Raw genomic sequence first — 13,697 nt, 5'->3', positions numbered from 1 at the left:
CAAACCTCGTGTCGTGACATTGCAGTGCAAGCGAATTGGTGCAGGTAGTTCTTTAAGGCATCGGCTAAAACAAAACCATACATGGCATCCTCGTTTTTAGAGGCGAGAGGCGATCGCCTGGACTTCAGGCAAGATCCGTCCTTCGCAGCGAGCGCACCAGATTCCAAGTGAGTCAATAGAATATCGTTGGGCCTCATAAGCTGAGGAATTTAGGATTTTTATAAAAAGTTAACTTAACTTAAAGATATCTTCAATTTAATTAATAAAAATATGGTAGAGGTCTGTATATACTCTGAAGGTGAAAAAATGATGATGCTACTTACTCATCAATTTAGGAATAAACCAACGAAGTAACTTTCAAAAAGTTTTCCTTGGCTGCCTTAACCAATGAGCTGCGTTGCAACATCAATCAGAAATTGAGTCAGGGTGCTACATGGAAAGTCTTGAAGAATTACTCAAATTATCCACAGAATTGTTGGAGAAAATTCCTAGTTTTGGAGGAGCGGAAGCGGGAATTTTCACGCATAATTTATTTAGTAATTTGACGGCTCTACCTCAAACTGGCAGCGGTTCCACACGAGATGCAGCAAGTTTTCCAGTATTCTTAGATACCATTGTAGATACCCCATCAGTAGCCCCAACAGTCAGCGACCAGAAAAACAGCAGCTTGACCCTACCCATACCTGTAACGGTGGACTTGCGAGCTGGCAGCGACACGGGAATCAGCAGCACCGACAACATCACCAGCGATAACACTCCTACCTTCGCGGTGGACACCCTAACAGGTTTGCGAATACGACTGTACAGCGATGGACAGCTAGTCGGACAAACCAGCCTCACTAAGCCCAAGCAAGTTACTGCAACTCCCATCACCGATGGCCCTCACACCTTCACTGCTACCGCGATGTTCTTGGGGATACCGCTCGCGACTTCAGCGCCCCTGCAAGTTACAATCGATACAGTGCTGCCCCAACTCAATATCTCCACACCCCTCTCAGATGCACCACTGACACCAACAACTCGTTTGAGTGGCACTGCCTCTGGCACGGGAACCACACTCACTTCCTTAACTTACCGCTTCGACAATGCCACCGAAATTCCTGTCACCGTAAGCAGTAGCAGCTTCGACACAGCGCTGAATTTCACTGACATCAGTGACGGAACCCACACGCTAAGAGTCACGGCAAAAGACGCAGCCGGTAACGTTACCACCACCACCTTTAACGTCACAGTAGAATTGGACACCACACCACCATTGATTGTGGCAGAACTTGCCAACGATACAGGCAGCGATCTCACCGACAACATCACAAACGACCCCACAATAGCCGGAACCATCAGCGACACCAGTCCTATAGCCAGCTTCCGCGCCGGCTTTGACGACACCCCGTCGTCAGAGTTCGCCGAACTCTCCGCCAGCCTCGACAGCAGCGGTGGCTTCTCATTTGACCGGACTCAATTAGAAGAAATTAACGCCAATCCCTTGAGTGACGGCGACCATGTACTGCACCTTACAGCCACCGACACCAAAGACAACAGTGCTGACATCTTCAACGTCCCCTTTACCCTCGACACCACCGTACCCTCCCTTTCCATCAATACACCTATTGCTGGAGGAATGCACAGCAGTACAGCACGGCTGACTGGCAGCACAATGGATGCGGGGGTGGGGATCGATCTTGCCCAATACAAACTCGATGCTGGAACACCCAAACTGCTGGAAACCAACCCAGAGTTCGATACTGCCTTGTCAGACTCTGGGCTAAGTTTGGGAAATCGCTCAGTTGTCATCACCAGCATTGACAGTGCCGGAAACCAAACAGAACAGTCAATCAATTTCCAAGTCACAGATAACTTCTTTGTGGGTGGAGTCGGCACCACAGGCTGGGGAGCGACTTCAGCAGATACCGTGCTCCTGGGCGAACGAGATAGTTCCTTAGTACAAGCAACTATGCCCGTAACACTGGGTCAAGCATCCGGGTCGCGGACGCTTAAATTTGACCTGACAGCCAAGTTTGACACCACCGACACCCAGCCAGCAATCGAAGATTTATTCCAGGTTTACCTAGTCTCAGCGACCAATCCCAACCAAACACTTCTGGATGGTGGTAAACCTGGAACAGCACTGTTTTCTGCTTCTGGCGATGTCGCCGAGTTCATCCCTGGAAGAGTGCGCTACAGCGGGAAAACCGTAGAAATTGACCTGAGCGACATCGAATCAGAAACCAGCGGAATGCTCGTTTTCAAGCTAATCAATAGCGATAGCGACACCGGCACCCAAATTGAAGTTAAAAACTTAACTAACTCTGTCGATCCTGAAGGCTCTGCCTTACCGAGCTTCCCGGTACAACTATCAAGCGTTCCCATCGGGCCCGCGATCGACACCAGCAGTCTCAACCCTTCTTCCGAACTGGAAGCCAACTTCAGTGCTGTGCGCTTCGACTCTGCCACCGGCGAGTACAAAGCCCTGCTACAAGTCCGCAACAGTGGATCGCCCGTTGGTCGAAACGTCGCTGTGTCCTTCCCCAATTTACCGGCCGATGTCCAACTGCAAAATCCTTCTGGCACCAATCCCGCCGGTTCTCCCTATATTAACCTCCGCAACGCCATTCCAGCGGGAGGTTTGCAGAGTCAAGCAAGTTCAGCCCCAGTAGAGATCGCGTTCAGTAATCCTAACTTCGTGAGGTTCCCTCTCACTACCACCGTCTTATCCAGTGCCGCCAACTCAGCTCCCAATTTCGACCCTGTAGCACCATTGAACGTCAAAATCGGAGAGCGCTTATCCATCCCATTATCGGCCACCGACAGCGACGGCGATCGCATTACCTATTCACTTTCCTCCGATAGCCCTTTACCAACTAGCAAGCTCGAAGGCAATGGCACCCTGATCTTCACCCCAGCCCCTGGGGAAGAAGGCACTTACACCTTCACCCTCACCGCCAGCGATGGAGCCGCCATTGCCACCCAAACTGCCACCTTGACAGTAGTTGCTGAACCCAGAACTATCCCCCGCATCTTCGGTGTCATCCAAAATACCGACCAACAACCTCTCGCCAACGTATTAGTCCTACTCGGTGAATCAGTGGCCATCACAGAGGCAGATGGTTCCTTCAAAATCCCTCTGATTGAAGCCCCTGGAACAGAACTTCCCAATACTCTCAAGATTTACGGCGACGGCATTACAGGCGAAGACAGCTACCCCTACATTGCCGAAAAACTGCCCCTGTTATTGGAACATGAAGTCTACGCTGGTTTTGACAACGTCATCTCCCGACCAATTTACCTACCCCCCATCGACTTCACCAATGCCCAAATCATTGACCCAGCCGCCGACACCACCGTCACCACCGCAGCTATTCCCAAAGCATCCGTATTTGTCAAAGCCGGTTCCCTCAAAGACACAGAAGGCAACCTTTACACCGAAAACCTCAGCATCACCGAAGTCCCCACAGAATTAACCCCCGCCGCCCTACCCCCCAACCTGCACACCGATTTAGTAGTCACCATTCAGCCAGGGGATATGGTGTTTACCACCCCCGCCCCCCTCTCCTTACCCAACCGCGCCGGCTACGCACCAGACACCACGATGGATTTGTGGTCGATTAACCCTACTACAGGCTTCTTCGATAATGTAGGTACTGGTAAAGTCACCGCTGACGGCACCACCATCGAAACCATTTCCGGTGGCATCCGCAACAGCAGTTGGCACTTCTTCGCCCCACCAGCACCAAGCCTGCGGGACCCCAGCCAAAACCCCCGCAACCCCAAAGATAACTGCAACGAATGCAAAGCTAACAGCAACTTTACCTCAACCGTAGAACTCCACTCCGGTGCCGTCATCGAAACCCACAACCTCGTCTCCTACCAATCAATGGGAGAAAACCGCAGCCTCACCTTAACCTACGACTCACTAAGAGCAGACCCCCGCCCCATCCTCAACTTCAGCTACGACAACATCACCTACAATCCCCAGCGACGACTCGTAGCAGAATTGAGCCTCAATCGTGGTAATTTGCAATACCAAATCCCTGGATTCAAAGGCGGAGAATACGGCTTAAATGGCGGCGAACACATTTGGTCAATTCCTGAAGCTGGGGGTACAATCGATGCCGCATTGCAAGCAGACATGAGTTCCCTACCATCAGGACAATACGATTACACCCTCACCACCGGCATTCGTCAATTCACAGGCACAATCTTTGCAGGTTCATCCAGCGACAACACCGGAAAACTGCTTAACGTCAACACAATTAATAGTCCCTTTGGCAGCGGTTGGGGAATAGCTGGATGGCAAGAATTAGTAGAAAATCCCGACAAATCAGTTCTCTTAATAGACGGCGACGGCGGGGAATTAGTATTCGACGCACCCACAACCCCAGGCGGAACTTACCTATCACCACCCGGAGACTTTTCCACCTTAGAAAAGCAGAGCGACGGCACATTTCGCCGCACCTTAAAAGACCAAACAACTTACAACTTCAACGCCACCAATCAGTTAGCCTCAATCAAAGAACCCAATGGAAACGAAACTAAATACAGTTACAATACAGACGGAAAAATTGAACGCATAGTTGACCCAAGCGGACTACTAACAACCTTCACCTATACTAACGGCAAAGTCAGCGAAATAGTTGACCCAGCCGGGCGCTCTACTCAACTAGAATACGACACAGCAGGCAATCTCCAAAAGATAATTGACCCCGATACTAAAGCGCGGACATTTAGCTATGACGCGCAACGACACATGATCGGAGAAATTGACAAACGCGGATTTTCCGAACAAACATCCTACGATTTTGCAGGTAGAGCAAAAACTGCTATCAAGAAAGACGGTTCAACAATTCAAGTAGCACCAGTACAAGTACAAGGTTTGTATCCTTCCGAACAGACAACCAACCCATTAAATCCACCAGTTGCTAAAGTTTTAGGAGCTGTGGAAACGACTACAGCAGATAGTAACGGCAACGTAGAAACAGAAATTCTCGACCAAACCGGACAAGTAGTTTCAGCCAAAGATGGCGGCGGATTGAAACCCGCTTTTGAAAGGAATCAAAACTTATTAGTTACCAAAAGAACCGACGCGCGAGGCAATGTTACTGACTATGAGTACGATGGGAAAGGCAATGTGAAAAGTATTTCCGATTCCCTTTCTGGTACAGAGGAAACACCTCCAAATAACAACGGTCAGTTGTTTTCTGCTAAGACTTACTATCCAGTTGGCTCATCTCCTACTCTAGGAACAATCAAAGATATCAATGATGATGGAAATCTCGATATTGTTACTGCCAATCGTTTTACTAATAATGTATCAGTGATACCGGGAAATGGCGACGGTACTTTTGCTCCCAAAAAAGATTACGCTGTGGCAAACGGGCCAAGATCTGTAGGGTTAGGGGATGTAAATGGCGACGGCAAAAACGATATTGTTACTGCCAGTATTTCGGGGGGGACGAATCCCCCTAGCGGTAGAGTATCAGTATTATTGGGCGATGGCAATGGTAATTTTGCTGCTCAAACTAATTATGCAGTAGGTTCTGGGGCAGTATCCGTAGCTATAGGAGATATCAATAAGGATGGCAGGAACGATATCGTTACGGCCAATAGTTCTAGCAATAATATATCAGTGCTTTTGGGTAACAGCAGCGGTTCTTTTTCCCGAACCGATATACCGCTAAATTCTGCGCCAGAAGCTGTAATTTTGAATGATTTAGATAAGGATGGTAACTTAGACATTATTAGTGCAACTCCTTATGGGCCTAATTCAACTGGTAGGGTGTCAGTATTATTGGGTAATGGTAATGGCACTTTTGCTTCTCAAAGTAATTATACGGTTGCTTCTCAGGCGAGGAGCGTAGCTGTAGGAGATATAAATAAAGATGGCAAAAACGATATCGTTACGGCTGGTTCAGGCAGCGGAAATGTAGCGGTTGCCTCTGTATTATTGGGTAGCAATGGTTCTTTCACTCCGGCAACAAATTACTCACTTAACTCTTATCTTTCTTCTACATCTGTAGCTATAGGGGACTTGGATTTAGATGACGATTTAGATGTGGTTGTTTCCGGCAGCGGTTACGGTTCAGAGAGAGTTTTGTTAAATAATGGCAGCGGTATATTAGCAACTGATAATGAGCAGAATAATTACGAAATCCACTCATCTGTGGCATTAGAAGATGTTGACTCCGATGGCGACTTGGATATGGTATTGGCTAGTTCCAACAGCAACAATGTTTCTGTAAGTCTCAATAATACTCCGATCAACTCAGGGGGGGGAGGTACTGGCAAACGTAGTTTTACTTACGATAATGTGTTCAATCAAGTAACGAGTGAAACTGACGAATTAGGCCGCCAAACTCTTTACGAAGTTGACCAGGTAACTGGTAATAGAAGAAAGGTGACTAAGGTAGTAGGTGCTGTAGGTGGTAGCGATGATGTGGTGACTAGCTATACTTACACCAATCAGAGTTTAATTGATACTGAAACTGACCCGAATGGACGGGTGACAGATTACGATTATAACGAGAAAGACCAGTTGGTTAAGATTACTTTTGCCAAAGGTACTGCTGATGAAGTAACCCAGGAGTTTGAGTATGATGAAGCGGGGAATCAGTCGGCGGTAATTGATGAAAATGGCATTCGTACTGAGTATGAATATGATGCGATGAATCAGTTGAAGAAGACGACGTTTGCCTCTGGTACTCCTGATGAAGCAACGCAGGAATTTGAGTATGATGGTGGGGGGAATCAGACGGCGGTGATTGATGAGAATGGCAATCGTACTGAGTCTGAGTATAATATGATGAATCAGTTGGTTAAAGTGACTTCTCCTGACCCGGATGGTAGCGGGCCGTTGAGCGCTCCAGTGACTCGTTATGAGTATGATAAAAATGGGAATCAGGTGTTGATGGTTGACCCGTTGGGAAGGAAAACTGAGTATCGGTATGATAGTCGGAATCGCTTGGTTGAGACGATTAATCCCGATGCTTCTAAAGAGAAGTTGCGGTATGATGCTGATAATAATCAGACGGCGAGTTTTGATGCGTTGGGTAATCGGACTAATAAGGTTTATGATGCACGGGGAAGGTTGGTTCGGGAGGTTGATGCAAATGAGAAAGTTACTCGGTTTGAGTATGATGCGGCTAATCAATTGGTGGCTCAAATTGATGCTAATAATAATCGGACTGAGTACAAGTATGACTCGTTGGGAATGCGGACGGAGGTGACTGAAGGGGCGAAGACTTCTGTTGCTAGTACGAGTAAGACTGAGTACGATAAGGTGGGGAATGTTACGGCTGAAATTGATGGGAATAGTAATAAGACTCAGTATGTTTATGATGCCAGAAATCGGCAAACACAAATCATTGATGCTTTAACTCCATCGGGAACTACTACTACTGAATATGATGATGTGGGCAATGTCACATCGATTAAAGACCCGGTGAATAATACGACTCAATTTATTTATGATGCCAGAAATCGGTTGAAATCAGAAACGAATCAATTTGGTAAAGCTCGTACTTTTGAGTACGATGATGTGGGAAATCGTACTAGAATTACTGACAGAAATAGTCGGGTGCGTTCCTTTACTTACGATGAACTAAATCGGGAGACGGCAGAAAATTGGCTGAATGCTACTAATAATCCAATTCGGACAATTACTTCTACTTATGATGCCGCAAATCAGTTAATTTCTGTTAAAGACCCAGATTCGACGTACAAGTTTAGTTATGACCCGAAAGGACGGCAAATTGCTGTCGATAATACGGGAACAAATGGCGTACCGAATGTGCTGTTAAACTACACCTATGATGACCAAGATAATCTCCTGTCTGTCAAGGATACGATTAACGGTGCAGCTAAGGGGACTACTGCTTATACTTACGACACGCTAAATCGGATTAGCCAAGTTACTCAAAGCGGTAATGGTGTGGCATCGAAGCGGGTGGATTTCGGTTACGATAATGTCGGTCAAATTAAGTCAGTGAATCGTTATTCTGATTTGAGTGGAAGTCAGTTGGTGAGGGGAACTACTTATACTTATGATGCTAAGAATCGTTTGGATGTTTTGAGTCATGGGAGTGATGTTTCCTATGACTTTGATTATGACAATGGGAATCGGATTACGAAGATTACGGATGTTGATGGGGTGACAAATTACAGCTACGACAAGAATAATCAGTTGACTGTGGCTGACTATTCTAATACTAATCAGCCGGATGAAAGTTTCAGTTACGATGGCAATGGTAATCGGACTAATTCTGGATATCAAACGGGAACTAATAATCGGTTACAGTCGGATGGGAAGTTTAATTATGCTTATGATGATGAGGGGAATTTGATTCGTCGGACTGAGATTTCGAGTAATAAGGTGACGGAGTATGAGTGGGATTATCGGAATCGTTTGGCGGGGGTTTTTGATAAGAATGCGGCGGGGGATGTTACTCAGGAAGTAGGGTTTAAGTATGATGCGATGAACCGTCGGATTGCTAAGAAGGTGGGGAGTAATGAGACTCGGTTTGTTTATGACAGGGATAATGTGCTGTTTGATTTCACTGCTTCGGGGGCGAATCAACCTGTTTTGGATCAGCGGTATTTGTTTGGGAGTGGTGTTGACCAAATGTTGGCGCAGGAGAGTGCTCAGGGGGATGTTTTATGGGCTTTAAGTGACCAGTTGGGGACGGTTAAGGATTGGGTGGATGATAGTGGGAGTGTGGTGAATCATGTTGTTTATGATGCGTTTGGTGGGGTGGTTGATGAGAGTGATTCTGGGTTTGGGAGTCGGTATGGGTTTACGGGGAGGGAGTTGGATGCTGAGACGGGGTTGTATTATTATCGGAGTCGGTATTATGATGGGGAGATAGGACGGTTTATTGGGGAGGATTCTGTTGGGTTTGGGGGTGGGGATGCTAATCTTTATCGGTATGTGGGGAATCGGCCTGTTGATAGAATTGATCCTTCGGGAACTAGGGATACACGATGGCCTGGGAATGGATCGGTAACGAATAATAGTAGCCAACCAGTGATTATTCTCAACAGTAATACCACTGATGACTATCTAGAAACATTACAACCTGGTCAGGCTACTCCAGATAGTATAGGTCACTCTAAGGATGCGGATGGTGTATGGGTATGTAGAAATAACAAGTGGGCATTTTATGAAGTATTTGTAGGCAATATACAATGGCAAACTATTTCTGTTAGATTGCCTACAACAGTTGGAATATCCGTGTCTGTACCCGTACTTGTTCCGAGGGATGCGACTATTGGAGATGTGATTGTTACTGACAATCTGGTTCGCGATCGTGGGGGACGAGTTCTCTCTCCTGGTTTGCCACAAAATCGTGGGCGACAGTCCAGTAATACTCCACCAGGCAGTTCATACGACTGTTCCTGCCTTAATAAGATCGTTCAACAATACCCAGATGCCTCTGTCTGGCGACCAGTCTTGCCAGGAGATCAGTGGCGTGGGAGCTATCTCGAACAATTTATCAATAGTATAGAAGGGCAGGTAGACGAAACTAAAAATAAAATAATCAACGACCTACAAAATCTGAGGTTTCCATCATCTTATATCAAGTTGAGGTTTTAGTGGATTCAATCTTAGAACAGACAACAGAATAAAACATTCAAATTTTATTCTGAAAATATTCATTAGCTTGAATAAGCATCGGAGGTAAATTATGATGTTGTTAGTTGACAAATATCTATCGCTAATTGCCGATATTATTGATTTTTTTTCGGTAATGATGGTGTTTATTTTACCTATAGTGCTAGTTTGGCGCTATACAATTTGGGGAATTTTTATGGCGACCCTAATAATTGAAATTAATATTATTTTGACTGATGTTTTGATTTCTAAATTACGTTGGCAAGAGCTTGACAATGAGAATGTCGAATTCTGGATAACGATATGGATACCCGTACTTTTTTACTGCATTTTTATTCTGCTTATCAAGTTTCTTTTAAGAATATGTAAAAAGGTGTTTGAAAGCTGAGAGGCTTACTAAGAAGGAAACGTTAAAGTTTATCATCAAACAATTATCAATGGCATACCTAAACCATTTATATGCACATTCTCACTGAAGATGAATTTAATTTAGAAGCAGAGCCTTTCCTTCGGAAAATTTTTGTTCACGACAATCCGTTTAAGGAACCTTTTTCATCGCAGGTGATAGGACGTACAATTATCTATCCTTGTGAAGATGAAAATGATTCTCTACTGATTGAAGCACTGATTAGCGCAGCAGTTAAATTAGGTGATACTGGCTGCTATATCTCACTAATATCGACAGGATACCCAGAGCATGGTCCTGGTCACTGTTATATCCCATTATCAGAGTTTCTTGAGGGATACTCTGGAACAGAAAAAGATAGGCTAATTGGACCGAGGTTGGGTATTAATCCTTATACTTTAGACAGTGTTATCTATTCAGCCCAAGGTAAGTGGGGACTGATGAAATCACATGAACGTTTTGGATTACTGGGTGGGTCTCCAGAGTTTATCGAAGAGATTAGAGGAGCCGTCCCGGATTTAGACAAGCAGGTGTATGGTTTTTTTAAGCGTTTGCGAGACCTTCTGTTGGCTTGTAGTTTGAATCCTCCCGATATAACTCGAAATAAATGGTTGCCAACGTTATTAACCCATGTTTATGGTTCTGAAATTGCTGAAAAGTTGTTGGAGGAGGAGACTAGATTAATAGAGAGAATGTGATTGAATAAACTCATAAAGGCTTACCATAGTGATAAGGCCTAAAGGCGTTAATATATAGGAATATAAAATTTGCAAACATTCAAATTCATACGCTTATTGAGCAACGCCTAGATACACTTAAACCAGACATCAAAATCAATACCGATACGATTCAACCATTCTCTCATTTGATTTTCACCTAAAGCATTGAGAATTAAGCCATCTGTTTTATTGATAAATTGTACAACATCTTCAGTTTTGTGACGTTGAAGTCTCATCACTTTTTCTAGGCTAATTTGAGCTTGTTTTTCTAGATAGTTGCCAAAATCATAAATAGGAACTTTGGGATATACATTTTTTTCAAATTGCTGAGATAGCTCAGGCAAAAATTCGATTTTTAGCATCAAATAAACCCATGCTATTTTACCAACATAACTGCTTTTTGGAAACCCTCCTATTAGTAACTCTATAAATGTCTTCCGAGTATAATCATAACCCCAAGCCATATCTGCTAGAGATTGTTCGATTAGTAATTGAGTATAGTCCATGTCAATAGAGGTAATATGTTCAGGATGTGGAACGCGAGATGACATTTCAATTTTCGCGTAGGGAATCGCTGTATTGTAAAACCCAACATACCAATGTTCTGAACACTTATCTCTTTTCACTGAAAAACCATACAACTTTATGTCTCCCAGTATGGTAGAACCTCTTAATCCACCTTCGAGAGTGTTAACTTCTGAATAACCTTCATCAATGTTATTAAAAAAGGTTTGGATTTGTTCTAAATAAAGAGTTTTATCCGACTCTGAAACAGTTTTGAAAAATTTGGTAAATATTGGACTCACAGACTGTCTCATACTTAACTCCTTGATTAATAAGTTGCCAGGGATAAATTTTTGCAGACACCGTGAAATTATTATTGTCAGGGAACTCGCACTCATCATGTGCCAATTACGTCTAGGACTGTTCGATTAATCTCGCAAACACCTACCAATTCTCCATTACCTAGAACACAGGATACAACTATGTTGTGTCCTGTGTTCTAGTTCTGAAGATAGATGATAAAAAACTTATTATTTTCAAATCTACATCAATGTTACATAGAAATGGCAAATAGTCGGATAACTTTGAAATACAACAAAAAGCAGGAATTCTTCAAGAAGGTAACATCAATGAATCAGCAAGTTGTAGATATAGTAACCGCTCAAAATTTACTTCCCTCCCTGGGGGAATTAGTGGCTAAATTCAGCAAGATTGATTTGCCCAAAACCATTGAAATGGGCGATCGCGCTAAAGTCAATGTTAAGCTGACAAATCAAGGTTCCGCACCAATAAAGGGCCCCATCACCGTTAAACTCTATACTTCCACAGACTCGATAATCGATCGCGCCCCAGACGGCAAATTAGTCAACGATTGCTTGCTAACCTCCACTGTCCAACAAGTCAACCTGCTTCCGGGACAATCCACAACCGTTAGGTTGAACTATAGCAACATCACCTCGGTTGGAGCTCCGGGGGCTTGCAACTTGATTGCCGAAATTAACCAGAACAACGAAAGCAAGCAAATCTCAAAACTGGTTTCGGCAACTGGAAGCGATATTGTCATCGACTGGAATGCCACCGCTTTAAATGCGATTCAAGCAGAAGGGAAAGCGGGACGGGGCGTGCCGCCTACTGTAGGGTCGCGCCTGTTGGCGATCGCTGCCCTCTCGGTTTACGATGCGGTGAATGCGTTCGATCGCACTCACACATCCTATGCTGTCAACACTCCCGCCCCCATTGGCGCATCGGAGGAAGCAGCAGCAGCAGCAGCAGCCCACCGGGTTTTAGTCACACTACTGCCAAATCAAGCTCAATTATTCGATCGACAACTCGCCCGATCCTTAGCAGAAATCGCAGACACACCGCAAGCCGAAGCCGATGGAGTCGCCTTTGGAAACTTCGTTGCTGACACCATTCTCGCCTCCCGCGCCAACGACGGTTCTAGCAACAATGCCCCTTACATTCCCCCAGCAGGCGATTACGTTTGGCGGCCGGATACCGAAGGCCCCAACAAAGGCGTGGCACTTGGGCCCAACTGGGGCAAAGTCAAGCCCTTTGCTATCCCTAACACCACAGCCTTTGCCCCGAACGGCTTAGATGGCGTGCCCGGAACCGATCGCTTTGTGCAAGACTTGGAAGAAGTTCGGTTGTTAGGAGGGAAACAGAGCACCGCCAACACCACCGTGACGCGAACTCCCGACCAAACTGAAATCGCCCTGTTCTGGGCTGACGATCGCGCCGACACTTTCCGACCTTACGGACAATTGAACCAAATTGCTGAAGAAGTCGCCATGCGGGAAGAAAAGAGTCTCGCTGATAATGCCCGCTTGTTTGCCGAGTTAAACGTCGCTTTGGCGGATGCGGGGATCGTGGTCTGGGATGCTAAGTATAACAGCAAAGTCATTCAACCCCGACCGGACGATCTGATTACTGGGGGATTTGGCGATAAACACGGCATTTCAGGAACGGTGACAGACCCGGAATGGGAGCCCCTACTCAACCCCACGCCGCCGTTCCCAGATTACATCTCTGGACATTCGACTTTTGGCGGTGCATTTGCCGGGGTGATGACTAACTTTTTTGGCGAAAACTACTCTTTTACGGCAGTTTCCCAAGAACTTCCCGGTGTAACGCGCAGTTACAACAGTTTTTACGATGCTGCCTATGAGGATGCCATCAGCCGGATTTACGGTGGCGTGCACGTGCGCGAGGCTACGGTTGAGGATGCGCTGCCAACTGGTTGGGCGGTGGGCAATTTCGTCGCGCAAAATCTGTTTAAGACTGTGGTTTAACTGATACAGGTCTGCATCGGGATGCTTCCCGATGCGTGCAAATAGACTGCTAGCAGGTAAAATACCTTTATCCTTTATCCTTAATTCTATATTTCAATTAGCATTTAACGGAAGGATAAACCTTATATAGGACTTGCTGAATAAGTGCTAAAAGGTGATGTACCCTGGGTTAT

General features: G+C 45.4%; 4 protein-coding genes. 3 read left to right on the top strand and 1 reads right to left on the bottom strand.

Annotation, left to right across the window (positions count from 1 at the left end):
• The first annotated feature begins 433 nt into the window (after positions 1 to 433).
• Together OSCIL6407_RS31985 and OSCIL6407_RS0128495 are read left to right on the top strand one after the other, a co-directional pair.
• Entirely contained in the window at positions 434 to 9,586 is a 9,153-nt protein-coding gene (locus tag OSCIL6407_RS31985; RefSeq protein ID WP_019487984.1) for an FG-GAP-like repeat-containing protein, read from the top strand.
• A 477-nt stretch (positions 9,587 to 10,063) separates the two neighbouring features.
• Complete coding sequence (locus OSCIL6407_RS0128495; protein WP_007355557.1) at positions 10,064 to 10,708, top strand: hypothetical protein; 645 nt, start codon at positions 10,064 to 10,066, stop codon at positions 10,706 to 10,708.
• A 107-nt stretch (positions 10,709 to 10,815) separates the two neighbouring features.
• Here the strand turns inward: OSCIL6407_RS0128495 and OSCIL6407_RS0128490 are convergent, their stop codons facing one another.
• Positions 10,816 to 11,547 (bottom strand): hypothetical protein, encoded by a 732-nt coding sequence (locus OSCIL6407_RS0128490; protein ID WP_007355556.1) that lies wholly within the window; start codon positions 11,545 to 11,547, stop codon positions 10,816 to 10,818.
• 315 nt (positions 11,548 to 11,862) lie between these two features.
• Between OSCIL6407_RS0128490 and OSCIL6407_RS0128485 the strand changes: the two genes are divergently transcribed.
• Complete coding sequence (locus tag OSCIL6407_RS0128485; RefSeq protein WP_007355555.1) at positions 11,863 to 13,524, top strand: vanadium-dependent haloperoxidase; 1,662 nt, start codon at positions 11,863 to 11,865, stop codon at positions 13,522 to 13,524.
• Positions 13,525 to 13,697 lie beyond the last annotated feature (173 nt).

It is taken from the genome of Kamptonema formosum PCC 6407 (assembly GCF_000332155.1).
Classification (GTDB): domain Bacteria; phylum Cyanobacteriota; class Cyanobacteriia; order Cyanobacteriales; family Microcoleaceae; genus Kamptonema; species Kamptonema formosum.
This window is presented reverse-complemented; position numbering and strand designations above follow the sequence as displayed.